Origin of the sequence: Paraburkholderia aspalathi, assembly GCF_905220735.1 — a bacterium.
Taxonomy (GTDB): Bacteria; Pseudomonadota; Gammaproteobacteria; order Burkholderiales; family Burkholderiaceae; genus Paraburkholderia; species Paraburkholderia aspalathi.
On record NZ_CAJNBA010000001.1, the window covers coordinates 1,110,286 to 1,134,548 of the forward strand.

The 24,263-nt window shown below is 59.9% G+C and carries 21 protein-coding genes and 1 pseudogene; 12 read left to right on the forward strand and 10 right to left on the reverse strand.

The genetic code is table 11. The annotated features are described in order from the left end of the window. The first annotated feature begins 388 nt into the window (after positions 1-388). Positions 389-2,821: a DNA-binding protein gene (locus KHO30_RS04925; RefSeq protein WP_211700209.1), complete on the forward strand. Its 2,433-nt coding sequence runs from the start codon at positions 389-391 to the stop codon at positions 2,819-2,821. Positions 2,822-3,021: 200 nt separating this feature from the next. Further along, positions 3,022-3,228, forward strand: a complete 207-nt coding sequence (locus KHO30_RS04930; protein WP_211700210.1) for a hypothetical protein — start codon at positions 3,022-3,024, stop codon at positions 3,226-3,228. Between the two features lie 63 nt (positions 3,229-3,291). Here KHO30_RS04930 and KHO30_RS04935 read toward each other — a convergent pair whose 3' ends face one another. From KHO30_RS04935 to KHO30_RS04945, 3 genes are all read right to left on the reverse strand, one after another. Beyond that, entirely contained in the window at positions 3,292-4,020 is a 729-nt protein-coding gene (locus tag KHO30_RS04935) for an OmpW/AlkL family protein (protein ID WP_211700211.1), read from the reverse strand. A gap of 429 nt (positions 4,021-4,449) precedes the next feature. After that, positions 4,450-5,715 (reverse strand): leucine-rich repeat domain-containing protein, encoded by a 1,266-nt coding sequence (locus KHO30_RS04940; RefSeq protein WP_211700212.1) that lies wholly within the window; start codon positions 5,713-5,715, stop codon positions 4,450-4,452. Positions 5,716-5,864: 149 nt separating this feature from the next. After that, positions 5,865-8,618, reverse strand: a complete 2,754-nt coding sequence (locus KHO30_RS04945) for an MGH1-like glycoside hydrolase domain-containing protein (RefSeq protein ID WP_211700213.1) — start codon at positions 8,616-8,618, stop codon at positions 5,865-5,867. A 213-nt stretch (positions 8,619-8,831) separates the two neighbouring features. Between KHO30_RS04945 and KHO30_RS04950 the strand changes: the two genes are divergently transcribed. After that, positions 8,832-9,794 carry a pseudouridine-5'-phosphate glycosidase gene (locus tag KHO30_RS04950; RefSeq protein ID WP_211700982.1) on the forward strand — a complete coding sequence of 321 codons (963 nt, stop codon included), beginning with the start codon at positions 8,832-8,834 and terminating at the stop codon, positions 9,792-9,794. A 35-nt stretch (positions 9,795-9,829) separates the two neighbouring features. Here KHO30_RS04950 and KHO30_RS04955 read toward each other — a convergent pair whose 3' ends face one another. Next, entirely contained in the window at positions 9,830-10,858 is a 1,029-nt protein-coding gene (locus KHO30_RS04955) for an NHL repeat-containing protein (RefSeq protein ID WP_211700214.1), read from the reverse strand. A gap of 235 nt (positions 10,859-11,093) precedes the next feature. Here KHO30_RS04955 and KHO30_RS04960 point away from each other — a divergent pair, with 235 nt between their 5' ends. From KHO30_RS04960 to KHO30_RS04980, 5 genes and pseudogenes are all read left to right on the forward strand, one after another. After that, positions 11,094-12,764: an MASE1 domain-containing protein gene (locus KHO30_RS04960; protein ID WP_211700215.1), complete on the forward strand. Its 1,671-nt coding sequence runs from the start codon at positions 11,094-11,096 to the stop codon at positions 12,762-12,764. Next, positions 12,745-13,410 (forward strand): response regulator, encoded by a 666-nt coding sequence (locus tag KHO30_RS04965; RefSeq protein WP_200650852.1) that lies wholly within the window; start codon positions 12,745-12,747, stop codon positions 13,408-13,410. Before KHO30_RS04960 ends, KHO30_RS04965 begins: the two co-directional genes overlap by 20 nt. Before the next feature lie 402 nt (positions 13,411-13,812). Next, entirely contained in the window at positions 13,813-14,076 is a 264-nt protein-coding gene (locus tag KHO30_RS04970; RefSeq protein WP_211700216.1) for a DUF4148 domain-containing protein, read from the forward strand. Between the two features lie 149 nt (positions 14,077-14,225). Beyond that, positions 14,226-14,549: pseudogene (locus KHO30_RS04975) on the forward strand (CidA/LrgA family protein); the annotation flags it as partial. 122 nt (positions 14,550-14,671) lie between these two features. Continuing rightward, the gene (locus KHO30_RS04980) at positions 14,672-15,406 is read left to right on the forward strand and encodes an LrgB family protein (RefSeq protein ID WP_093641843.1); all 735 of its coding nucleotides are present in this window, start codon (positions 14,672-14,674) and stop codon (positions 15,404-15,406) included. A gap of 163 nt (positions 15,407-15,569) precedes the next feature. On the opposite strand, the gene KHO30_RS04985 is transcribed toward KHO30_RS04980, so the two are convergent. After that, positions 15,570-16,274 carry an SH3 domain-containing protein gene (locus tag KHO30_RS04985; protein ID WP_244863947.1) on the reverse strand — a complete coding sequence of 235 codons (705 nt, stop codon included), beginning with the start codon at positions 16,272-16,274 and terminating at the stop codon, positions 15,570-15,572. 526 nt (positions 16,275-16,800) lie between these two features. On the opposite strand from KHO30_RS04985, the gene KHO30_RS04990 reads away from it, so the two are divergent. Then, positions 16,801-17,148 carry a lysozyme inhibitor LprI family protein gene (locus tag KHO30_RS04990; protein ID WP_244863948.1) on the forward strand — a complete coding sequence of 116 codons (348 nt, stop codon included), beginning with the start codon at positions 16,801-16,803 and terminating at the stop codon, positions 17,146-17,148. Between the two features lie 46 nt (positions 17,149-17,194). Here KHO30_RS04990 and KHO30_RS04995 read toward each other — a convergent pair whose 3' ends face one another. Beyond that, on the reverse strand, positions 17,195-17,446 hold the full coding sequence (locus KHO30_RS04995) for a hypothetical protein (protein WP_211700218.1): 252 nt from the start codon (positions 17,444-17,446) through the stop codon (positions 17,195-17,197). Positions 17,447-18,180: 734 nt separating this feature from the next. On the opposite strand from KHO30_RS04995, the gene KHO30_RS05000 reads away from it, so the two are divergent. Together KHO30_RS05000 and KHO30_RS05005 are read left to right on the forward strand one after the other, a co-directional pair. Next, the gene (locus tag KHO30_RS05000; RefSeq protein ID WP_054033873.1) at positions 18,181-18,477 is read left to right on the forward strand and encodes a TM2 domain-containing protein; all 297 of its coding nucleotides are present in this window, start codon (positions 18,181-18,183) and stop codon (positions 18,475-18,477) included. Between the two features lie 616 nt (positions 18,478-19,093). Then, a complete protein-coding gene (locus tag KHO30_RS05005; RefSeq protein ID WP_171929655.1) occupies positions 19,094-19,465 on the forward strand; it encodes a YciI family protein in 372 nt (123 codons plus the stop codon). Positions 19,466-19,487: 22 nt separating this feature from the next. Here the strand turns inward: KHO30_RS05005 and KHO30_RS05010 are convergent, their stop codons facing one another. The 3 genes from KHO30_RS05010 to KHO30_RS05020 form a co-directional block, all read right to left on the reverse strand. After that, a complete protein-coding gene (locus tag KHO30_RS05010; RefSeq protein WP_211700219.1) occupies positions 19,488-20,681 on the reverse strand; it encodes a GGDEF domain-containing protein in 1,194 nt (397 codons plus the stop codon). Between the two features lie 273 nt (positions 20,682-20,954). After that, on the reverse strand, positions 20,955-21,665 hold the full coding sequence (locus KHO30_RS05015; protein WP_211700220.1) for a hypothetical protein: 711 nt from the start codon (positions 21,663-21,665) through the stop codon (positions 20,955-20,957). A gap of 343 nt (positions 21,666-22,008) precedes the next feature. After that, positions 22,009-22,584: a TetR/AcrR family transcriptional regulator gene (locus KHO30_RS05020; protein ID WP_211700221.1), complete on the reverse strand. Its 576-nt coding sequence runs from the start codon at positions 22,582-22,584 to the stop codon at positions 22,009-22,011. A gap of 147 nt (positions 22,585-22,731) precedes the next feature. On the opposite strand from KHO30_RS05020, the gene KHO30_RS05025 reads away from it, so the two are divergent. Further along, positions 22,732-23,421, forward strand: a complete 690-nt coding sequence (locus tag KHO30_RS05025; RefSeq protein ID WP_211700222.1) for a glutathione S-transferase — start codon at positions 22,732-22,734, stop codon at positions 23,419-23,421. A 66-nt stretch (positions 23,422-23,487) separates the two neighbouring features. Here the strand turns inward: KHO30_RS05025 and KHO30_RS05030 are convergent, their stop codons facing one another. After that, positions 23,488-24,072, reverse strand: a complete 585-nt coding sequence (locus tag KHO30_RS05030; protein WP_093641877.1) for a TetR/AcrR family transcriptional regulator — start codon at positions 24,070-24,072, stop codon at positions 23,488-23,490. Between the last annotated feature and the right edge of the window lie 191 nt (positions 24,073-24,263).

The window sequence follows — 24,263 nt, forward strand, 5'->3', positions numbered from 1 at the left end:
CTGACACTCAGCCGATTTTTTCGAATGCGGCGTTGTACATCATCTAGGTCTCGTCGAGCCGAACATTCGGGCAACCGGAAGCTGGAATACGCCGCGCTGCATCTCGGCGAATAAGAAATAGGAAAAACGTCGAACAGATCGCCTTAAACATTGGCCAGTTTGACCCCACGCGTCAGCTCGTCCGAAGCTGCCAGGATATCGCCCATAATATCGATCTCGCGCTTTACCGCGCGGATGACGTCGGTCACCGCGTCGCCGCTTTTTCAGTGAACGGCGAATCGCGCGGTATGAGCCAACCGGCAATCCTTTCATCGGGATTATTGCCGGGTTGGAGTAACGTATTGGGGACTCAATTTTTCGTCAGGCCAAAATGAGCTTTGAGGCGCTTATGTCTACGGACGCAGACACAATCACGGACGAACTCGTCGCCGGAATCGCGGATCGCATGGTCGAAGAGGGCCGGAAGGTGTCCCCGGTGACCATTTGGCCGGAGATTCCCGGCGGTTCGATCGTTGCCATTGCGGCAGCTTTGCAGCGCTGGCGCGAAGCGCGACAGCCTTTCACCCCGCATGTGCAGGTCCAGGCCGGGTTGCCGGAGCACATTGCCGAGACCATGACGAGTGCCGCTGAGCGGCTCTGGATGGCCGCCCAAGGCGAAGCTGACCGGGCGGTCAGTCAGCACCTGAGTGCCGTGCACCAGCACCTCGACGCTGCCCGCTCGGAACGGGACGAGGCGCTTGCCGAGTATCAGAGGACGACGGCGGAAGTCGAAGCCGGGCGTGAGCGGCATAGTGCGCTGACGAGCGCGCTGAGCATCGCCGAAGATACGTCCACGCGTCTCGCGGCGGAACTCGCAGCCGCGACGGGGCGCGCTGAGGCCGCCGAGGCTCGGGCCGAAGAGCTGGCGCAGCGTGTGTCGGTGGAAGAGGCCGCGCTGGAACACACGAGGGCAGAACTCGACCAGGAGCGTCACGCGCGTGGGGAGTTGGCCGCTGCTGCTGCCAGCCACAACGATCAGATCGCACAGATGAAGCAGGAGGTCGACGAGGCGAGGCAGGAGGTGACCGCGATGGGCTACGACTGTCAGGCGAAGTCGGCCGAAGCGGATCGAGCGTTGGAGGAGGCCAGCGATGCTTCGGCGCGCGCAGAAGCTGCCACGGCGCAGATGAACGAGGGTCTCGCGCGGGTCGCTGGACTGGAGGCTGAGCGGGATGAGGCGCGCTTTGCGCTCGAAGCAGAGCGCCAGACAAGCGCGGCGCGGAGCGAAGAAGCATTGATTCAGTTCGATGAATTGCAGCGCGTCGGACGGGAACTGGAGGCGGCGCGGGAGCAGGTCAGCGCGATGAGTGCGGCGCAGGCGGCTGTGAGCGCTGAGCTGGCTCAGGTTTCGCACGATGCGTCTGTCACGCGGGATGAACTGGCTCGGGTCTCGCAGGACGCGTCTGCCGCGAAGGAGCGGGCAGAGTTCGCCGAGCAGCAAGCGGCGACGTTGCAGCAGCGCCTCGCGGAAGTCGAGCAAGCGAAGTCGTCCGAAGCTGAGCGATGGGCGCAGGAATCTAACGCGCATTCGTCGCGTGCAGAAGCCTCTACGGCGCAGGCGAACGAGAGCCTCGCGCGGGTCGCCGCGCTGGAGGCTGAGCGGGATGAGGCGCACGCCGCGCTTGCTGCGGAGCGTCAGGCGAGCGCAGCGCGGAGCGAGGAAGCGTCGGGGCAGTTCAACGAACTGCAGCGCGTCATCCAGGAACTCGAGGAGGCGCGACAGCAGATCAGCGCCATGACTGAGGCGAACTCGGCCGCAACCGCTGAACTGGTCCAGGTCTCGCACGACGCGTCTGCTGCGAAGGAGCGGGCAGAGTTCGCGGAGCAGCATGCGGTGACGTTGCAGCAACGCCTCGCAGAAGTCGAGCACGCGAAGTCCGCCGAAGCAGAACGATGGTCGCAGGAATCCAGTGCGGCTTCATCGCGTGCAGAAGCTGCTACGACGCAGGTGACTGAGAGCCTTGCACGGATCGCTGCGATCGAGGCTGAACTCAATGAGGCGCACACTGCGCTTGCTGCTGAGCGCCAGACAAGCGCAGCCCGTGGCGAGGAAGCATCGGGCCAGCTCAACGAACTACAACGCGTCACCCGAGAACTTGAAGACGCTCGGATCGCACTCGAAGCAGAGCGGCAGACAAACGCAGAGCGGAGCGGGGCAGCGTCGATTCAGCACGAGCAACTGGAAAGCGTCACCCGAGAACTCGAGGCGGCGCGGGAGCAGGTCACCGCCATGACTGAGGCGAAAGCGGCCGCGATCGCTGAACTGGCTCAGGTTTCGCAGGATGCGTCGTCCGCGAAGGAGCGGGCAGAGGCCGCCGAACAGCATGCGGCGACATTGGCGCAGCGCCTTGGGGAAGCCGAGAAGGCTCGCGCGGAAGAAGCGCGACGCAGCCATCAACTTGCCCTTCAAGCGGGCGACTCTGCGAAGGCGGAAGAAATCGCTGAGTTACAGCGGCAGATATCGGCTCAGGCCAGAGCGCATGAGAAGGCCTTTAACGAGCTTCGCACGATTGCTGAACAATGGGTGGAGCATGCCAAGGACCTGAAGGAACGTCTCGCTTCTGCAAACGAGAAGCTTCTGTTCGTCGACTCACGCAGCACAGGAGAAGTGGCGCTCATCCGCAAGCTCTCGTCTGAACTTGAGCGGCTTAAGCCTGATAGTGAGTTGGTCTCCCGGGACACGCAGCAAAAGCTGATCGGGGCGACGATGGCTGAGCGGCTTTCGCAGAAGGGCTATCGGTATGACCCGACGACGGCGGTTATGTCGAAGGTAGAGCGCTGATTTACGCGCGTTTCACGTCAAGAGACAACGGCGTCACTACGCCGAGCGGAGGCGGTGCGGAGGCCGCCTCCGCTCAAGCATCGACTTTCTTTCACGTTCTTTGCGGCCCCGCAGTCGGCGATACCCGCGTGCTATGGTCTGTCCGGAATTGAGAAACGGACATTCAAGACTCACGGACGCGGGGAATGGAACGGTTCTTTATGCGGCGCGGCAGCGCCGTGATTATGTTGCTATATCACCGCCGTGGCTGGCAGGGAAAGATTGCGACCGCCGCGGACGACAACGTCGAAAGGGAAATGCTCGAAATCGAATCGATAGACCGGCTGGTACTCGACGTCCGCGCCGGCCGGATTCGTACATTCGAACTGACCGATCCAAAAGCCGTTGAAGTGAACGTCATTGACTAACGGCTGGTTGAAGGCACTTATCACGCTGGGTTCCGCATTGCATCGGCGCAATGCGGAGCTCGGTTAGAAACGATACCCGATAGAAACATAAGAAATGATCGGGTTCAGCTTGAGCTTTGTGCTACTGGTCACCGTTCCTACCTGGGACTTGGTAGTCAGCGTGGCACGCGTCGACAACTGCATATACGACAGCGAGACATCGACCGACCAGTGCTTGTCGATGTTATAGGCAAAGCCGGCATTGATGACCGGTGCAAACGAGTTGCTCAACTTCGCGGTTGTCGCCCCTTCTAGCGCGGTGCCATAGGTTTGCGAATACAAGAAACTGCCGCTCGATACTGCCGAACTCAATTTAACTCCGCTATACCACACGTACGATGCGCCCGCGCCAACGTAAGGACGGAAGTTACTCTTTGCATCGTTGAAGTAGTACTTCAGGAGCAGCGTCGGGCTCCATTCGTAAGCGGAGCCGATCTGGCCAAGCGCGGAGAGCGACCCGGTGCCGGTTAGATGGAACTTCGGCGGTATGCCGAGCACGGCGGTCGTGGCAATGTGATCGGTGATGAAATAGGTGGCCGTGAGACCAAAGGTGTCCGAATCATCGACTGTCGCGCCCGTGCCGGTCTCCGTTACGCTCGTGCCAAGCGCGTTTACCGTCAGCGGTTTGCTCGAGTCCTGCGGCGCGAGATGAAACCAGCCGAAGCCTGCAACGATATCGCCGGCGCTCTGCGCGTGGACGGCCGTACTCACTAACAATGCGGCAGCCACGCCGAATGCCTTTATCTGCTTCATCTTATCTCCTCTGTCTTTACTGTTTTTGCTGCCTTTGCTGAATAGGCAGTGCTGATTCTATGCGTACGTCCGTGCTATTTGCGATCTGTTCTGTCGAATGTGACCTCTGAAATTTGGTAAGGATTTAGCACCCAGCCGATTCAGATATCGAATCCGTGTGACTACTTTTAGCGGGCGTAAGAAAGCCAAAAGCCCGCTGGTTAGAGCGGGCCTCCGGTTGCCTTTTTGGAAGAAATGCACTGTGCCTCAGCGCATTGAAATCAACGCGCTAAGGTGGGTTTATTTAACCGTAGAAGAAACGCTATACGCAAGGAAGATGGCGAAGATATCGATGTCGATTTGCTTCCCTTGCCTTACTGGTTTGATGCGACACGGGAGCCACGATGGCTGACGCCAGCCTCGCTTACCTGTTGAAAAACTGTCGAATGATCACCACACGATTCGCGTTTTTGGAAGCGCCGCTTTGAGATCGTCGACGTTCCTGGCCTGGGTGCCATACAGAACGAGCTCTCGCAGGCCAGTGAGCCCTTTCAGCGCGTCGACGTCTTCGACAGGGGTGTTCGCAAGATAGAGTTCCTGCAAACCGGTCAAACCTCGCAGTGGATCGATGTTTCGAACCCTGGTGCGAAAGAGATTGAGCATTCGCAGGCTTTTCAGGTCTGTCAGCGCCTCGATGTTCTCGACCCGGGTGTCGGCGAGATTGAGCCTTTGCAGGCCGGTGAGCCCCTTCAATGCATCGATGTTCGTCACTTGCGTGCGAGCGAGCACCAGCGTGTTCAGCTGAAGCATGCCTTGCGCCGCGTCGATATCATCGACCTTCGCGCCGTCCAGCACGAGCGTCCTGAGCGAGGACATTCCTTTTAGTGCGTCGATGTCTCGCAGCGGCGTGTTCGCTAGATAGAGCGCTTGGAGACCGGAGAGCTTTTTCAACTCACTGATGCTGTCGACCTGGGTTTCGTTGAGGTCGAGCGTCTGCAAGGAGGCGAGCTGGCTGAGCGCGTCGACGTTCCGGACGTTCCTCGCACCCCCGAGTTTGAGCGTTTCCAGATGCGGCAAATCTTCGAGCGGATTGAGATCGCGAACCTGTGTATCCCGCAGGTCGAGTTCTCGCAGATCGCGCAGGTTCTTGAGCGCGTCGAGATTCGAGACGCGGGTATCCCAGAGGTTCAGCGATTGCAGACCGGTCAGCCCTTTTAGCGCGGCGATGTTTTCGACTTCGGTGCGATGGAGCACGAGCCTTTTCAGCGAATGCACGTCCTTCAGGGCTTCGATGTTCCAGACGGGCGTGTCTGTCAGGTCAAGCGATTCCAGATCGTCCAGTTCCTTCAGCGAATCGAGGTTATCGATCTGGGTGCCTGCCAGATTCAGTTCAATCTTGCGGTCGGAATTCTTTAGATGTGGCAAAGCGGCCGCGAGCTGAGATGCCGTCATTGTCGGTTTCGCCCGCAACGCCAGGCATTCCGAGTCGGGTGTGGCTGTCGACGCGTTGCTGTCGTTGCAGGTTCCTTTGAGGAATCCCAGTTCGCTCAGCGCCCGTTCGTCCGGGCTCTTGTGGAACGGGTTGAAGATCAGCAGCAAAATGCCGAGCAACAGCACAATTGCGCCGCCGATGGCCCATGGCTTGATGATTCGCGGCAAGGACGTGTTCGGACCTTCAGCGCTTGAGTTCGTGGTTGACGGCGGGATTTCGGGCACGGCGGGCTCTCGTAGTACAGGCTTCCTCCTTTATACACGAAGAGCGGGGCGCATTCCGCCCAGGCCACGTCGCGCTTCGCGCTACGCTTGACGGCCGGCGACATGTTCTGCCAGCCTTGTGCGTCATTAGCCTTTCGGCAGCCGAAACGCTACCGGGCCATGGCTGGTGCGGTGTCCTCGGCCACCGACGCAACATCAGGCGCTGCCTCGGGCGCTACATGGGCCAGCTTCATCATGCGTGGCTGGAGCAGCAGCGCGACGAGCCCGCTCCAGCCGGTCTGATGCGAAGCGCCGACCCCGCGTCCATTGTCGCCGTGAAAGTACTCATGGAAGAGTACGAGATCCTGCGAGCGCGGGTCGGCTTGCAGCATCGGATAAGCGGCCATCACGGGCCGCACGCCTTGTGCATCTTTGAGAAAGAGCGTGGTGAGCCGCCGTGCGAGGTCGTCGGCAATCCCGCTCAGCGAAGCGCGGTTGCCCGATCCCGTCGGATATTCGATGTGAAACTCATCACCGTAGTAGCGATAGAACTCATACAGCGATTCGATCAGCAAGTAGTTGACCGGTATCCAGATCGGCCCGCGCCAGTTCGAATTGCCGCCAAAAACACGCGAGTCCGATTCGGCTGGCTGGTATTGAACGCGGAGGCTCACGCCATCATGGTCGAAGACGTACGGTGCATCCCGATGCACACGGGAAAGCGCCCGCACGCCGTGCTCGGAGAGAAATTCGTTTTCATCGAGCGCGCGGCGCAACAGCGCTGTCATCCGCTGTCCGCGCAACAACGACAGCAGCGTGGTGTTACCCGTGCCGGGTTCGGTCCAGCGCGACACCAGCTTTGCCAGATTGGGCCGATGATCGAGAAACCACGCCAGCCGTTCGCGCAATCCCGGCAGATGACCGTACACCCGATCCTCGAGCACGTGAACGGCGAACAGCGGAATCAGTCCGACGATTGAACGAATGCGCATTGGCACACGGGTTCCGTCCGGAAGGTGCAGTACGTCGTAGAAGAATTCGTCTTGTCCGTCCCATAACCCTGTTCTGCAGCCTTCGCTGCAACTGACCGCTTCCGCGATATACAGAAAGTGCTCGAAGAACTTCACGGCGATTTCGACATACGCGTTGTTCGTCATCGCCAGTTCGAGGCCGATCTGCATCAAGTCAAGCGCGTACGAGGCCATCCATGCAGTGCCATCGGCCTGATCGATGCGGCCGCCGGTCGGCAGCGGCGAAGACCGGTCGAAGATGCCGACATTGTCGAGCCCAAGAAAGCCGCCCTGAAAGATGTTGCGGTCATCGGCGTCCTTGCGGTTGACCCACCACGAGAAATTGAGCAGCAGCTTGTGGAACATGACTTCAAGAAACTCATGATCGCCTATGCCCGTCACCTCGCGGTCGAGTTCATACACACGCCATGTTGCCCACGCATGAACGGGCGGATTCGCATCGCCGAACGCCCACTCATAGGCAGGCAATTGCCCGTTCGGATGCATATAGCGCTCCTTCACGAGCAGCAGCAATTGCTTCTTCGCGAAGTCGGGATCGATCATGGCGAACGCGACCGCATGAAACGCGAGGTCCCACGATGCGTACCATGGATACTCCCACTTGTCGGGCATCGACACGACGTCGCCATTGCACATGTGCCGCCAGTCCGCGTTGCGGCCGCGCTTCCGTGCTCTCGGTGGCGTCGGTTGGCCGGGGTCGCCGTCGTGCCAGCGCGTCACGTCGAACTGATAGTACTGCTTCGACCACAGCATGCCGGCGAGCGCCTGACGCTGCACGAGCCGTGCATCGGCGTCAGGGATGTCGTGCTGAAGCGCCGCATAGAATTCGTCGGCCTCCGCTTGCCGACGCGTGAAGAGTTCTTCCATGTCGAGCGCCACGGCATCCGAAGCTGCAGCCGGGGACGATTCTGGACGCCAGCGCAGATACAGCACCGAGCGCTCATGAGGCGCGAACTCTAGATACACATGCGCGGCGGCGCGGGTGCCCTTGTCGCGCCGAATTGCCTGCTCGTCGCCGTCAACGAGGTAGTCATTGAAGCCGTCTTTGAACGGTCCCGTTCCTTCGAAGCCGAAAATGCGGCGCACATTCGTTTCGTTTTCACAGAAGAGCCACTCGATCGGCTGTTGCGCCGACGCCGTCACGATCATCGTGCCGAGCGCGGGATTGTGCGCGACGACGCGGGCGCCTTCCTCAGTATCCGGCTCGAGCGTGAGCGACGGCTTGCCGGGCTTGCCCGACCACGCCCACCGGTTGCGCGCCCAGAATTGCGGCAACAGGTGAAGCGCCGCGCGCTGATCAGCGCGGTTTTCGACACTGACGCGCATCACGATATCGTCCGGCGTGTGCTTCGCATACTCGACACAGACGTCGAAGTAGCGGTTATCGTCGAACACGCCCGTATCGAGAATTTCATATTCGGGCTGATCGGCGCCGCGCCGCAGATTTTCATCGATCAGTTCCTGGTACGGGTACGCGTCGTGAGGATACTTGTACAGCATCTTCATGTACGAATGCGTCGGCGTGCCGTCGAGATAGAAGTAAAGCTCTTTCACGTCCTCGCCGTGATTGCCTTGCTCGTTCGTCAACCCGAAGAGCCGTTCCTTGATGATCGGATCGTGCCCGTTCCAGAGCGCGAGCGATACGCACCAGTCGAGCGGGTCGTTGCCGAATCCGGCAATGCCGTCCTCACCCCAGCGGTACATGCGGCTGCGCGCATGGTCGTGCGGAAAGTAGTCCCATGCGGTGCCATATTCGCTGTAGTCTTCGCGAACGGTGCCCCATTGCCGGTCGCTTAGATAAGGCCCCCAGCGGCGCCAGCGGTCGAGTTCCGGACCATGGAGACGGGCACCTTCCTTCGACTGGAGCAGATTGATTGCGCGTAGCGGTGGCATGAAGCCTCCCAACCTGAAATCGACCATCCAACGCGCTCAGTGCGCGAATGTCGTTCCCTTTTCATCACGAGCGCCGTGTGTGCGATGCACATCAGGCGCTCAACATCCTCTCTGCGGTGTGTTAATGATAGGCGTCATCGCGCTGCAGCAGGCGACCCGTGGAGTAGTCTTGTGTTGCATACTTAAGTGAATGACATCACCGGATACATCGACATGGTTGCGGACCTTGCACACTCGTGGTTGACCTGCAGCGCACCCGTGGCCGCTGCACAGGCCGCCGGCCGCCCGCTTGTGGCGCTGGAATCGACCATCATCGCTCACGGCATGCCCTATCCAGAGAACGTTCGCACCGCGCGTGAAGTGGAGGCCTTGATCCGTGACCTGGGCGCCGAACCCGCGACTATTGCACTGATCGGCGGGCGAATCCGCATCGGCCTTTCGGACGACGAACTGGAACTGCTCGGCCGCTCGGACCAGGTACACAAGGTCAGCCGCCGCGACTTGCCGGCAGTGCTGGCCGACGGCGGGCTTGGCGCCACGACAGTGGCTGGCACGATGATATGTGCCGCTCTCGCCGGCATCGAGGTCTTCGTTACCGGAGGCATTGGCGGTGTGCACCGGGGCGCGCCGGAAACCTTCGACATTTCGGCCGACCTGCAGGAACTGGCAAAGACCTCGGTGGCGGTGGTCTGTGCCGGTGCGAAGTCCATCCTGGACATCGGGCTCACGCTGGAATACCTGGAAACACACGGCGTGCCGGTGCTCAGTTGCGAGCAAGACAACTTCGCTGCGTTTTACACGCGCGACAGCGGCTTTCGTGCGGACTTCAGGCTGGACGACGCGGCACAGCAGGCACGCTTCATCCGCACCAAGTGGGACTTGGGCCTCGTGGGCGGCGTGGTGTTGAGCACGCCGGTGCCGGAAGCGGCAGCGATGAGCGCCGAAGAGATCGACGCGCTGACTCAGCAGGCGCTCGCCGAGGCCACTGCGAAGGGAATCACCGGCAAGGCCGTGACCCCCTTCCTGCTAGCTCGCATCAAGGCACTGACGAGCGGACGCAGCCTGGCAACAAACATCGCGCTCGTGAAACACAATGCCGAGGTGGGGGCAAGGCTGGCGCTGGCGTTGGCACCTGCAGCGAACGACGATAGCCGACATCCCCGACCGTCCCGTTAGTTAGCTGATTAACGGATTTTCCAATGTCGTCCGTTTCATTGGGCATCGTCATTTCCATCATGTTGCCGGCCTCCTCTCGACCGGACCGCGATCCCGCCCAGGGTGACCGGACCGGGGGTGGAGTCCTCGATGATCTGAGACGGCGCCACATTGCCCCTTGCCCCCGGCGCGAACGCGAGAATGCGCAGGTTCGGCTCGGCATCAAAGAGCCGCCCGTCCGAGGAGATGGCGATCTTGTTTCCCGGCAAGCCGGAGCCGGTGATTCCCGTGGCTGGACCGCTGATTGTCCGTAGCGGCGGCACGTCGCCGTTCGCCTTGGCGGCGAAAACGCTCACCTGGATCTGCATCACGTCCGCGGTTTGGTTGTAGACGAATAGCTCGTCCGTACGCGGATCGACAGCGATCGTCATGTTGTTCCTTGCAAAAAGTCCGGCCCCCGGCAGCAGGCCGGTTTTGCTACCCGTGAGGCTGCGCAGGAGCGGCGGCGAGGTCATGCTCCGACGCGTGCCAAACGTGTCGATGATCGCTGCCCCCCGTACGTCATAACCCGCAATCAGCAGATTGTCGTCGCTGTCAATCGCAATGCTCACGTACTGGACGATATTCGGATCGGTGATGTGAATCGGATTGGTTACAGGCCCAGAGCTGTTTGCGGGAGCGATCAGCACCCCCGCCTCCGCGGGGCGAACGGTCAGGACGAAGTCGTTGAGGTGGGAATCCACCGCGATGCTGAGCAGGTCATTTGTCATCGTCAACATGAACGACCGGCTGGGTGCCTCATTGCCTTCGGCCTTCCGCTGAAAGATGTCGACCGTGCTGTTGGTAAGAAACTGCGCGACGTGAAAGGAGTCCTTCTTGTCGATCACCGTCGCTCCAGCGGTCATGAGGGTGGTGAGCGACCCTTGCAGCACCTGGCAGGGCTCGGTCGCTCCGTTGGCGCGCAAGGAGTAACCGCGAATCTGATCACTGAGAATGAGGAAGACGGCGTCGTTGGGGCAGGCGGCGTGCGCCAGTTCGACCCCGAACAGCATACTGACGACGGCGACACATAGCGCGGGTTTCATGACACGCCTCCTTGGTCATATAGTGCGAATGCGCCATTCAAGCATAGACCCCGGCCGGAGGCCGAACGGAGTTCCGCCAGTTGGAACCTGTGTTTTGGCGGGCGATGCGAGCGCGCACCCATCAATATCGAACGGTAGTCCTGTGTGCTAACGTGTTACGGCCCCATGTCGCATGCTGCTTGCGGGCTGAGCCGGGACGTGTGGGGCATCGCTCGCATGAGGGGTGAAGCGAACCATGGCCATTATTCGGTGCGATTCCAGGTTCAGGCTCTTCCTGCTCACCGGGCTTGTGGCGTTGGCCTACTACGCAGGCGCAAAAGTAGGACTTGCTTATGCGATAGTGGGCGGCGCAGTGTCTCTGGTGTGGCCCTCCAGTGGCATCGCCCTTGTTGCACTGCTCGCTCTAGGCTTCGAAGTTGCCCCCGGAATCGTCATTGGCTCTTTCCTCGCCAACGTGTCGGTGGGCGTGCCCTTGCCAGTGGCCGCTGTGATTAGTGTTGGCGCGATAGTTGCAGCATTGACGGCGGCAATACTGTTGAACCGCGTAGCCCGATTCCAGATCACCCTCGACCGCATCAAGGACGTGTTAGCCCTCATTGCTCTCGCTGCGGTGCTCAGCACGGCAGTGAGTGCGCTGATTGGTGTGACCGCCGTATTCGGAGGGGGCTTGATGCCGGCCGCCGAGTACGGCGCAGCCTTTCTGAAATGGTGGCTCGGCGACATGATGGGCGTGCTCGTGGTGGCTCCGCCCCTGCTCAGCCTGCTCGTGTATCCGAATCCCATCCGCTCGGTGGAGCAGGCCGTGGAGGCGTGCGGACTGACCATTGCGACCGTCTGGGTGAGCTACCTCATCTTCGGCGCTCCGCAACTTGCCGGACACGGTTACTATCCTGCAGCCTTGGCGATCTTTCCGTTCATCATCTGGGCGGCTCTGCGCTTCGATCACCTTGGCACCAGTCTCGCGACCTTGATGGTCTCAGTCGTGGCCATCTGGGGTACCACCCACGGCACGGGTCCATTCGCCGCCAAATCTCCGGTAGATAGCCTCGTGCGGTGGTGCACCTTCGCGAACGTCGTGGCGGTAACCGGACTGCTGCTGGTGGCGGCACGTGCTCAGGAGCAGCGCGTCCATCGCCTGCTGCAGGCCTCCTACATCGAATTGGAACGGCGCGTAGAGGAGCGAACCGAAGATCTGGAGAAGACAAACAGCGAACTAACGGAGGAGATCGCGCAACGCCGTCTGTTGGAAGAAGAACTGATCCAGATCGGCGATCAGCAGCAAAGACTCTTCGGCCGGGAACTGCATGATGGACTTGGGCAACACCTGACCAGCCTGGGTCTGTACTGCGCCGCCTTGAATCAGAAACTGCAGACGCAGGGCCACCCGGCCGCCGCCGACGCCGCTACGATCGTCGGATTGGTGAAGCAGTCGTCCTTGATGACCCGCAGGATTGCCCATGGCCTGGATCCGGTCGCCATTGAATATGGAGGCCTTGCAGCCGCACTACATGCGCTGGCGGAAACGGCTCGTACGCTTGATGGCATAGACTGTATGCTCCGGATCCAGCCAGACGTAGACTTACTGGATCAGCCTACTCAGATCAACCTGTATCGTGCGGCACAGGAAGCAGTCAACAACGCGCTGAAATATAGCGAAGGCCGCCACATCTGGATCGACCTGGACCGCGTAGGCGGTTTCCAGACGCTCTCAATCAGTGACGACGGGGTGGGCGTCGGCCCGGAACAAATGGAGCGTGCCTCAGGACTGGGACTCCAAAACCTGCGTCACCGGGCGAGTCTTCTGGGCGGCGCTTGCACCGTGACCCGCAATGCTTTGGGTGGCACTACGGTCGCCATCAGCTATCCGATACCGGAGCGCCCAGACCATGCACGGGAAGCCGTCTAGCCCAGGCCGCGCGACTCAAATCCTGATCGTGGATGACCACCCCATCATCCGGGAGGGGATGACACACTTGCTGAATCTGCAAGAGGATCTGCACGTCTGCTGTGCGGCCGGCAGCGCCGAAGAAGCCCTGGCGGAAATGGCCTGCCAGCCCGACATGGCCATTGTGGACATCAGTCTGCAATCGGACTCTGGCCTGGATCTTGTCAAGACTCTCCGCCATCGCTACCCAAATCTGGCAATCCTCGTCCTCAGCATGCATGACGAAGGCCTGTTTGCCGAACGCGCACTACGGGCCGGGGCAAACGGATATCTGATGAAACTCGAGGCCACAGAGCATGTCGTGAGCGCCATCCGCGAAGTGCTGGCAGGCAATATTTATTTGAGTGCCGCCATGCATGAAAACCTGGCGCGAGCCCTTGCGGGTCCCAGAAAAACGCCGGCAGGCCCAATTGCGAGCCTTTCGGTACGGGAATTCGAGGTCCTGCATCTGATCGGACTCGGCTTCGGTACCCGCGAAATCGCCACGAAACTGAATCGGAGCGTCAAGACCATCGAGGCACACCGGGCCAACATCAAAGAAAAGTTGAATATCCGGAGCGGCAACGAACTGATGCGCTTTGCAATTCAGTGGATCGAGAGCCAATAGAGCGACGCCCAGTCACTGAATAAGGCAATCCCCTAGCTTCGTTTAGGAAAAGTGCCTTATTCATGCGCATGGGGTCAGCGCATACAGTGCAGTGATACCTGCCGGCATGCCGCAACCCGTGGACGGGGTGGGCAGTTCAAACCCAGCAACTCCACGAGGATCGCCGCCAAGTGGCAGGTGATGAAAATAGATCCAGGCTGGGCGCCCGGTCCTATCCTGGAGCGGTCGCGATACAAATAAGGAAGATGACGCGGGAATAAAGGAAATTCTTCCCGGGTATTGCAAGAGCGTGCCGAGTCCTTGCGAGAACCTTTGATGCTTTTCGAAGCGGCACGAAATCCCGGCGCAAACCGCGTGATTCGATTGGCGTCGGGCATGTCATGCACCATGCTGGAGACTATGATGAAAGCTCTGACTTTGATCCCTATTGCCGCATTGACGTTGTGCACCACGCTCGCCTATGCGGCTGACAACACCGACACATCCAGGACGGCCACCGACAGCAACGCAGCGATGACGTCGGACGCTGTCGGCGGTATGTCCATGGGCGGTAGCGATAGCGGCGCCCTCCATGGCAAGACTCGCGCGGAGGTCAAACAGGAATTGCAGCGCGCCCAGCAGGACGGCACGATGGATCGCTTGAACGCGCTCTACGGCGGGCAGTGAGCAGATGCACGGGATGCGCGACGCTTTTTGCTCACCGCAATGATGACTGTTGCGAACGGGTGAACAAGTTCTGGCATGACGGCTTTAACCCACTTTGTCGTGCTCTGCTGGTGGCTCAACGTGTGCGCGTCCGAATCGAAGGTGACCCGATGATCAAGACGTTCACTGTCCTTCTGGCCTACCAGTGCCTTGGCGAATTAATAGCCTACGCCGGGAACCTGCCGATTCCCGGCGCGGTTATAGGGATGATCCTGTTGTTAGCCTCACTGAGTCTCCGCCCCGGACTTGCATCCGCCATTGAGAGCGACGCTCTTGCCCTGCTTAGGTTTCTGCCTCTTTTGTTCGTTCCAGCAGGAGTCGGCATCATGGCCTTTGCCGGCCGCGTGGCTCATGACCTGCTCCCGATAGCTGTGTCCGTTGTTGTGTGTACGGCGCTGACAATCGTCGTTACCGCGCTTGTTGGCCAAGGCTTGTGCGCTTTATGGCCCGCGCGCGCTGCACCGCTCGCAGCCCCGACAACACCGTTTGCATCGCCGCTCCATGCCGACGGAAACACCGCGCCCGCGGCTGCCAACATTGAGAAGGTTGATACACGGTGAACGTTCATCAGAACATCGCGTCCGCGTGGGCATTTCTCGGAACAACACCGCTTCTTTGGCTGACCCTCACGTTCCTCGCCTACGCAATCGCGCAGGTCGTTCACGGTTCGCTAGGAAAAAGTGCGCTCGCGAATCCCGTGTTAATTGCAGTGGCGCTTTTGATATTTGCCTTGCGTGAATCGAACACGTCGTATGTCACCTACATGCAAAGCGCCCAGCCCATTCATTTTTTGCTTGGACCTGCTATCGTCGCGCTCGCTATACCAATGCACCGACAATTGCCTAAATTGCGCCGGCTAGCCCCGCAGTTGGCTGGCGCACTTGTGGCGGGCTGTGCGACAGGCATCTCATCAGCCATTTTGATCCCAAGGCTCCTGGGGGCCACGGGTCAAATACTTGCCACGATTGCTCCGAAGAGCGTGACGGCAGGAATTGCTATCCGTATCTCCGAGAAAATCGGCGGGTTGCCGTCGCTGACGGCCGTCATTGTGATCATGACCGGCATCACTGGCGCGGTGATTGGCAGTGGACTTTTGAAGTTGATTCACGTGTCGAGGCATGACCTGGGTGGCTTCGCACTGGGTGTGGCGTCCCATGGAATCGGCACTGCTCGTGCGTTGCAGATGAGTGAAGAAGCCGGTGCATTTGCAGGCCTCGGGATGGGCCTGAACGGCATTCTGACGTCCTTTGTACTGCCGATTATTTATCCAATCCTGAGCGTTTTTTCCTGACGCGACAAGTCCACTTACTTCTATTTCGACGACGCAGGCGTGTTGTGCTCGACGCAAAAGAGCCCGGACCCGCTTCACGATCATCCGTCGAATTGAGCGGCATGGGCGCGAGGCGCGTTGCCATGCGATCGCGAAGCGGTGGCGGGGGAAAAGCGTTCAATCGCTAATGGTTATCCTGCGGATGATTGCGGTCTTCATTGCCGCCGCGCGCCTCGCCGCCGTGTTCACCGGACTGACCACCCGGGTGCACGGCAGGCTGTCCCTGATGACCGCCCGTCATTTGCCCGGGCGGCTGCGCAGGCCCGCGCGGATATCCCGGCTGCGGCTGCATCGGCCCATGAGCGTACCCCTGCTGGGGCTGAGGCTGCGGGCCGCCGTGCATGACCGGCCTCGGGTTCATAGCTGGACCGCCCGCCGCCGGCTGGCCACCATGCGGCGGCGGACCGCCTCGCATCGGCGGCGGACGATTCGCCCACCGGTCCCGGTCGTGATACCAAGGCTGGCCGCGATAGTAGTGATCCCAGTAAGTTCCGAATGAGAACGCCACGACCGGCAGTCCGATCTGCAAGCCGTAAGTCATGATCGGCACCTCGGTACCCTGGTACGGATAGTCGAGATATTCGCCGTAGACCCAGCCGCGCAGTCCGGGCGCTTCGACGTCGCACCAGCTGTAATCGGAAACGCAGCCGTACACCGTAAGCTGCGCGCTCGGCGGCACTTGTGCGACCACCGGATAATCCCCGGACGGACCCGCATAAACGTCCACGGGCTGATTCGTATACGCCGGCGATTGAGCGAACGCAGCGCCGGACAGCGCCATCAGGCAGACGCCTCCCGCGATGGCTCGAATGACGATTTTCTTTTGCACGATTCCTCCCTCGGAAAGAGCGGCCCATGCATGAACTGCGCTATTCGTTTCGTCCCGGCCATGCCGGCGCCTCGATAGCAGGGCCACATTGCTTGGACAAGCCTGGGGGCGTTCGAATTGCACCCGACTGTCTGCGCAATTACGGTTTGTCAGCGTTCTTACCGTTCAGCAACTTTCATGCTTTGCCGGTCATGCGTCGAGCTGAGCAAAGAGTCAGTTTTGGGAGCTACGCAGTTTGGGGCAGATCCGCGCACGATTTGGGGGGCTTTTGCCCGATGGTTAGCGGGGAACGGGTGCTGCCGACCCGTTAAGAGTCTTACAAGGCAGCGATCGATGCGGCTGCGCTCAGCTTGCGCTGAGGAGGCGCATGTGCCCGGGCCAAAGCCCATCTCCATGCGGAGCATGAGACGGCCATCTATCAGCTGAGCGGCATCTCGGGGTGCTGGTATGGCGAACGATTGGAGCGCCATGCGGTGGTTCGGGCCGGAGATTTCTTCTAGATCCCTTGATCCTGATGGTCCTTGCTGTGCCCATCGCATCGGCACAAAAGAAAGTCGATCCGATCGAGGCCCAGGTCGAGGCATGTCTCGGCACGCCGGCGGGCATGACCGACTGTTCACACAAGGCCTACCTTGCGTATGACAGACGCATGAACGACGTGTATCAACGGACCATGCGCAACGCCGATCCGCAATCGCGCATGCTGATCCGCAACGCTCAACGTCAGTGGCTGGCCTATCGCGACGCGCAGCGTCAAGCCGATAACGGTCCATGGCGAGCCGACCGGGGGGCGATGGCGAGCGCCGACATCGAGGCACTCAATGTGGACGCGATCCGTGCGCGGATCGATGAATTGAACTACTACGCTCCTTGATGCGCGCAGATTGGGCTCGGCCCGATTGATGGCCCGAAGCTGACATTTACCGAGAAGCAAACGACTTCTTCGCGAACAGATTGTCTTTGTAGGGTTCAGGAGGGTTCAGGCTTTCGCCGCCGCTGCCGTTATCGACGTAGTAAGCGACGGTGATTCCCGTTACTTGCGGCTTGTGAATGCCGCTGCATGTCACGTGCGGCGGCATCTTTTTCGCCGCCTGTTTGCAGGATTGCACGAGCAGGTAATTCGCGCCTAAGGCGTGGGCGACCGAACCGACGAGGCGAGGCGAAGCTCCCACTCGATATGGCAGCTCATATGGTGTTGACGGCGTAGTACATCAAACGAGCCAGCAGACCGGCGCGTCCTGACTTCGCGTATGGGCGCACCGCAGCTTCCCGCCGTGGGGAGATGGTATTCAGTTTTGTGACAAACCGGACCGATAAGAAAGCCTGTGTAGGCTGAATTGGCGCAAGTACTCGTCCGACGACACCCCACAAATCCTTCGACGCGCAGCGGGGACTTCCACATAAGCGGCGCCACAGCGCTGTTACGTTCTGCAAGAACGGGACAACAAGAAAAGACTGCGCGGGCGGGACGAACGAGGAAATCGTTTCGTTATCAAGGATCGCCGTTCAAACCTGAATCACTTCGGCACGGCATCTGCACTCCCCAAAACCTATCCAGCCTGTCGGCCAATGGCGACAGCGACTTGAAGGTGATGGCATGTTTAGTGCATGTGTGCTCCGCACGGCAACTCAGCGAAGACGGAATCAAAGGCCAACCAATAGCAGCGTAACAAATCGCTCCTTGACAGCGAAGGGGCGGCCTATCCAAGGCAAGCACAACAAAAACGGGGAAATCTATGAAATCGACATGGGTGGTGCAGGGACTGCTGTCCCCTGGCGGTTGCGCTTCGATCGTTGACGGCTCAACGCAGTTGGTCCTCGTCTGGCCGGCTGTAGAACACGGCCCGCGTCGCACTCCGAGGTCATTGCCCTCTCGCCTCCCCAAAACCTTTCGGAAATCCTGAAAATGAACGACTCGACACGCAGCATGATGATGTACGAAGCTCAGAAAAAGAGTGGCGTGGTGGCCTTTCTGCTTTGGCTCTTTCTCGGTAGCCTTGGCGCGCACCGGTTTTATCTCGGCTTCACCGGTACTGCCGTCCTTCAATTGCTGCTGTTCATCTTCGGTTGGACCACGGCGTTCGCCTACATCGGCGTGTTCCTGTTGTTGGCGCTATACGGGTGGCTCTTTATCGATGTGTTCTGCATCTCCGGAGGCGTGCGAGAACATAACACGATGCTGGCGCAACGGCTTTCAGAGTGAAGCGGTGTGGAATAACTAATCAGGTAAGCCATGGTGCTTTGGCTTGGATACTAAAGATGGACAGCTAGGGCGCTGGGGGCAGAAGGTCCCACGCTAGCTCGAGCGAAGAATTCAAAGTTCTCCGGCTCGAAGCAGTAGTACGACATGGCATTGCTTACGCGCGACAACTCGCGGCGCATCGCAGCGCACCGTTTCTGTAAAGCGCATCGCACGAGTCTCTGATCGCGCCCGCCGCCATGCGACTCTGGCTGTTTCTCAGCGAGAGCAGAATGCATTGATCGTAATCTGGATTGTCGTTACCGAGCGCCAGCGCTGAAAGCGGCGAGGCAAGCGTGATCGAGAGAAGCAGATAGGCGACGTTGCGCATGGTTCTGGACGAGACGCAAGGATAAGGGCAGGTACCAATTGTCGACGATCTCCGCATCGATGTCGAATGCCTCTTCCTGGCCGACCTCTGCCTCGCGCGATCCGCATGTGCAGCACGAGCCCGGCGGTCGGCACCGCGCGCCCCCAAAAGCGGACAGTCTGGCGAGACCTGCTACAAACTTTTTCAGAAGATTGTCGATTTTCGATCATCAGCTTCGTCGTCAGGTTATTCACACCCAAAGGATCTCCCATGAAATACCTCGGCTTGGCCTACTTCACCCCCGATAAATTCGCCGCGATGGCGCCAGACGACGTCAAGAAATTGGTGAGCCAATGCCCCGCATTGGACGACAAGATGCGGGCTACCGACAAGGTACTGATTTCCGCATCGCTTGGCGATCTGGACAACTGGAGGACGCTCCGCCCGCGCAGTGGCAAGACGCACGTCACCGATGGGCCCTATACCGAGTCGAAGGAAGTCGTGGGCGGCCTGTTCATCATCGAGGCGGATACCCATGACGAGGCGTTGCGCATCGCCTCCATGCACCCGGCGGCCACGCTGGGCGAAGAAGGTGGATGGGTCGTCGAGCTTATCCCCGTGGATTTCTACTGGTCCCGATGAGGGCTTGCCGGCCTTCGGGTGATCACACGATATCAAGCTCGGGGGCACTCCACGTCTGACCTAATGGCTCCGTGACCACCCGGTTCCTCCCCGCGCGCTTCGCCGCATAGAGCAGGTGATCGGCGCGCGCCAGCAACGCCCCGACCGCCTCGCCAGGCCGATACCGGGCAATGCCGGCACTCGTCGTAACGCACAGCGTAGCCTCGATTTCATTGAAGCGTGAAGACTCCAGCACGGTGCGCAAGCGCTCGGCGATCTGATACGCGAATTTGTCGTCGGCGCCCGGCAGCAGAAGCACGAACTCCTCGCCGCCGATGCGCGCCACCACGTCTTTCTCGCGCACCGCGGCGCGCAGGATTGCGGCGAACCGGCGCAGCACCGCGTCGCCGGCCGCATGCCCATAACGGTCGTTGATGGATTTGAAGTTGTCGATGTCGAAAGCGATCAGCGCGAGCGGATAGCTTCGCTTGTCCGCGACGCGGCGGCCCGCCATGCGTTCAAACGCGCGCCGGTTCAACGTTTCGGTGAGCGAGTCGAGATCGCGTTCGAGAGTCAGCCGGTCGATCACGTCCGACATCGCGGCGGCCAGCAGCACGAGCCCCAACACAGCGCCCATCAGGGCGAGCGACAACTGCAGCAAGACCCAGAAAATGGTTCTCGCGAACGGCGCAGTGCTATGGGGCAAGGGTTGGATCGTAGTGAGCGGCGTCCTGATGAAAAAACTGGCGCCGAAGATCAGCAGCACCCAGAGAAGAACGTGGTTGACGATGCGGCCATTGCAGCGTTTCCTGAAACGGACCGCGGTAAACACCATCAGCAGCCCGGCGCTGAGATTCAGAATGTAGACGCGCACGAGCAGGTTTGACGTCACGAAGGAGAAGTAATACATGCCGCCCAGCACCAGCGCGAACATCGACGCATGCGTGGCTAGCCGCAAGTGAAGCCCTGCTCTGCGCAAAACACCTTCCGCCAACAGTTGAATGCTTAACACGTAAAACGTTGCCGATATAAGCGCGTTCAATCGCCATTCATCCGGCAGGTGACAGATCTGCACTGCCGAGCCGAGTGCGAAAGCGACAAATGAAGCGGAGAGAAAGCGCAGATAGCGCAGTCGTCTATCGTAGAGCCATGCACAGGCAAAACCGAGCGAAAAGACGGTCGTGATACCTGGGATGATCAATTGAACGAGTTGATTGGGCGTTATCTGAGCGGGCATGTGGCTCGTTCTCCGCTGCCGGCCACGAAATCGCCGGGCCTATGGGTTGGCGGTTCTCAGGGCGTGCATCGTCAGTCGCCATTGACGACTCTCCCAAAAATGGACGTGGCACCCGATATGGTCAGAGGATTGTACGCCTGGTGAGTGGGAGCCCTCGGGCAAGGCGATAGTGTCGCATCCGGTCTCGAGATCGGAATTTGATGCGTGCAGGATTGAAAATCATCTAGCGGATCTCCTGCCGCCGCGGGCGTTTCCTGTTCCGCCAGTGCCTGATCAAGGTGTGGACGTCGTTGTGAGCGGATGGGCGAGACCCGCCGCGGACAGCAGCGAGACGGCAGCCGGATTGGGCATGCCATTGACGTCGATGGCGCCTGCTGTCGCCAGCGCGCCGAGATCGCTGTCCACCCCTGCTTGCCCGACGACAAACGACGTCGTCAGAAACGCCGGTGCCGTCAGCGTGACCGCATATTGCTGCTGCAGATTCGCGACAACTGCCGTTTGCGCAGCCAGTACATCGGTCTGATTTTCCAGCACCCGCTGGAACTGTGAATTGTTCTGGAAGTTCGCAATCAGATTGGTTTCGTTTGTGCCAAGTTGCGAAGCGAGATAGACGAGCATCAGTTCGGTCTCAGGCGTCGTATTGAAAGTGCCACCGGCAAATGCCAGCGAATGCAGGGTCGTGCCGCCGGCGGTCACGGTGAGGATGCAGGGAAGCGTGGCGTTGAGGGTCGTGCTGTAGTGTCCACCGCCGTCTGACAAGGTGGAGCCCGAACCCGACGCACAACTGAGGTTAACCGTCGCGCTGGCGAGCGCCTTGCCGGTGGCTGCCGTGCCGGATACGGCGACGTTCGGTGTCCCGTTTCCGCCGCTACAGCCGTCGAAGCTGAAGCAGGCGCTTCCGCCGCACGCGGCGAGTGTGGCGAGCGAAGCCGCGCAAAGAGCAGCCAGCACCGGGCGAACAAAATGCGCATTGTGAGTGTTCATCGCCGCCTGCCGTGGACAGAAGAGAATAGGGCGAGCCGCCCCACACAAAGGGACTGGCGCTATTTTTAATTTTAGGCCCTATACGCCGAAGTCGTTTATCGCATCAGTCTCATTCACGGCGTTATCATCCATTGCAGTCATCTGAGATCCGTCGTTTCAGCATTCAGCGAATGTCAACTTCCGAGCGAGACGTGGGACCGGAGTCGACCCGGAGTGGGCGGTCGTCGTTACGCGCAGCGAACGACTGGTTACCGGGATCAAACGGTCGTCTCACCTGATTTGTCGTGCGGGTCGCGCGCCTAGTGCATCCCTTCCAATGCGCGTTTCACTGACCGTTGCACTGCTATGCGGGCAAAAGGCCCGCTTTACGGTAATTTTCGATTAGTGCGTCATAGAGGGAGAGATCGGAACGGCTCCGCGCGATGAGCTGAGCGCCGGCGATGGCGGCGAAGATTGCGCGAGCCCGGTGTTTGCTTTCACGAGAGCCGACCACTGCGGCTGCGGACAGAACCTTGCTCAGCCACGCCACATTCACATCAGCGAAGGTCCGGACTTCTTTCATCACGACTTCCGGCAGGTCGTCGGTTTCGGCGGCCATGAAGCTGCAAAGGCATATGCGATTGCCGGTCTCAAGCGCCTTGCGGAAGGTATCCGGATAGTGACGCAGGCAGTACAGCGGATCGTGCGATCGGGCCAGCATGTCATCCAGAGCCGCCGCTGAATCTTCCCAATAACGCCTCGCTACCGCTGCACCGAGATCGGCTTTGCTTTCGAAGTGGTGGTAGATGCTCGCGGCCTTGATACCAACCTCGTCCGCGAGATCACGATAATTCAACCCGCCGTAGCCGTGCGTCTGCGCGAGCCTCGTGGCGGCTATCAAAATTCTCTCTCTCGAATTTGAGCTCGCGTCATTCCTCACCGCTTCAGTCTCCGCAAAAAGGAAATGGGTGTTGACACCTCGGATTGTACCTTATATGGTTAATCTAACAAACGTTAGGTAGATTACGTGGGCGACGTGTTTTCACGTCGCCCGATCCAATGCAACCGACTACGGAGCGTCCCCGCAATGACTTCCAATACCGTCAATTTCGACGTAGCGCAACTGCCTGTGATGAAGGTCTACGACTTCCCGACAGGGCCCTATCCGACACGCGTCCGCATCGCTCTGGCTGAAAAAGGGCTGGAATCGCACGTCCAGTTCGTGATGGTCGATCTTTACAAAGGCGAGCATAAAAAGCCCGAGTTCATCGCTGGCAAGAATTATTCGGGTACGCTGCCGGTGCTGGAACTCAATGATGGAACCTGTATTGCCGAGTGCACCGCCATTACCGAATACCTCGACGCGCTCGATGGCGTACCCACGCTCACGGGTAGTACACCGCGCGAAAAAGGCATCATCCACATGATGAGCAAGCGCGCCGAGTTGGAACTGCTCGACGCCATCAGCGTCTACTTCCATCACGGCACACCGGGACTTGGCCCCGACGTCGAGACGTATCAAAACCCGGAGTGGGGGTTCCGTCAACGCGACAAAGCGATGAGGGGTATGCGCTACTTTGATGCAGTTCTGCAAAGGCAACCGTATGTCGCGGGCGAAACTTTCTCGATGGCCGACATCACTGTCATCGGTGGTTTGATCTTTGCGATGCTTGTGAAGCTGCCGGTGCCTGAGGACTGTAAGGCGCTTCAAGCCTGGTACGCGAGAATGTTGGAGCGTCAGAGCGTCCGGAACCAGCCGGTGTTCGCCAACCCCTGAGCCCAGCCGCAACTGACCGACGCGAACCAGTGCTGCGACGAAGGCGGTGACTTGTTGGAACGGCCGCTACCGGATTGATGGTGGCGCCCCGGCCTGAGCCGCGGGCAGTTCGTGGCCAGCGAGCTTGCTGGCGAGATACAGCCGGTTCATTAGACGCAACTCGGCAGGGCCGCCCGGGCTGGTTGGAGCCGACTTGTCGAGCGTCATCGCCACCATCGTTTTCATGTTGTTGAGCAATACCACCGCCATGTCTTCGGCGGTCTCTCCCGGCAATGTCGGCGCCCTGAGCCGCAGCGTCCCAACAATCCGCTTGAGCGCCTTCTCGCGATACTCGAGTCGCTTGCCGGACCATTCCGAACGGGCATCCAGCAAAGCGACGAGCGCCTTGCTCTCGTCGTGGATCTCCGCAATGGAGTCGACCAGCAAATCGGCCAACTCGTCTATCGACACCACTCGGGCACGGGCATCGATTTCGTCCCATTGGGCATCACGCAACTCGCTGTAGCGCTGCATCAGTGCATCGGCCAGCACTTCCTTGTTCGGAAAGAAACGATAGAGCGAACCGATTTTTGTGTCCGCGCGCGCCGCGATCTCGGCCATGGTTGCGGCATCAAAACCACGCTCCTGAATGACCTTCGACGCAGCGGCCATCAACGTGGCGACGCGCTCACGGCCGACACCACGCTGCGGCGCAAGCGCTGACCGTTGACGATTGGGCCGCGGAGCAGCAGATTGAGTTTTAGTTTTGGCGGGAGTCGAAGACATGCCGTCAGTTTGCCAGTTACGGTGGCCCTCGGCCACATAACTCTATTTGAGCAAATACTCAAATAGAGTTATGCTTG

What these genes read in the sequence shown, in the direction of transcription:
- KHO30_RS04925 (WP_211700209.1), top strand. Translation starts at nt 389, where the DNA reads ATGTCTACGGACGCAGACACAATCACGGACGAACTCGTCGCCGGAATC.
- KHO30_RS04930 (WP_211700210.1), top strand. Translation starts at nt 3,022, where the DNA reads ATGCGGCGCGGCAGCGCCGTGATTATGTTGCTATATCACCGCCGTGGC.
- KHO30_RS04935 (WP_211700211.1), bottom strand. Translation starts at nt 4,020, where the DNA reads ATGAAGCAGATAAAGGCATTCGGCGTGGCTGCCGCATTGTTAGTGAGT.
- KHO30_RS04945 (WP_211700213.1), bottom strand. Translation starts at nt 8,618, where the DNA reads ATGCCACCGCTACGCGCAATCAATCTGCTCCAGTCGAAGGAAGGTGCC.
- KHO30_RS04950 (WP_211700982.1), top strand. Translation starts at nt 8,832, where the DNA reads ATGGTTGCGGACCTTGCACACTCGTGGTTGACCTGCAGCGCACCCGTG.
- KHO30_RS04955 (WP_211700214.1), bottom strand. Translation starts at nt 10,858, where the DNA reads ATGAAACCCGCGCTATGTGTCGCCGTCGTCAGTATGCTGTTCGGGGTC.
- KHO30_RS04960 (WP_211700215.1), top strand. Translation starts at nt 11,094, where the DNA reads ATGGCCATTATTCGGTGCGATTCCAGGTTCAGGCTCTTCCTGCTCACC.
- KHO30_RS04965 (WP_200650852.1), top strand. Translation starts at nt 12,745, where the DNA reads ATGCACGGGAAGCCGTCTAGCCCAGGCCGCGCGACTCAAATCCTGATC.
- KHO30_RS04970 (WP_211700216.1), top strand. Translation starts at nt 13,813, where the DNA reads ATGAAAGCTCTGACTTTGATCCCTATTGCCGCATTGACGTTGTGCACC.
- KHO30_RS05000 (WP_054033873.1), top strand. Translation starts at nt 18,181, where the DNA reads ATGAACGACTCGACACGCAGCATGATGATGTACGAAGCTCAGAAAAAG.
- KHO30_RS05005 (WP_171929655.1), top strand. Translation starts at nt 19,094, where the DNA reads ATGAAATACCTCGGCTTGGCCTACTTCACCCCCGATAAATTCGCCGCG.
- KHO30_RS05010 (WP_211700219.1), bottom strand. Translation starts at nt 20,681, where the DNA reads ATGCCCGCTCAGATAACGCCCAATCAACTCGTTCAATTGATCATCCCA.
- KHO30_RS05015 (WP_211700220.1), bottom strand. Translation starts at nt 21,665, where the DNA reads ATGAACACTCACAATGCGCATTTTGTTCGCCCGGTGCTGGCTGCTCTT.
- KHO30_RS05025 (WP_211700222.1), top strand. Translation starts at nt 22,732, where the DNA reads ATGACTTCCAATACCGTCAATTTCGACGTAGCGCAACTGCCTGTGATG.
- KHO30_RS05030 (WP_093641877.1), bottom strand. Translation starts at nt 24,072, where the DNA reads ATGGCCGCTGCGTCGAAGGTCATTCAGGAGCGTGGTTTTGATGCCGCA.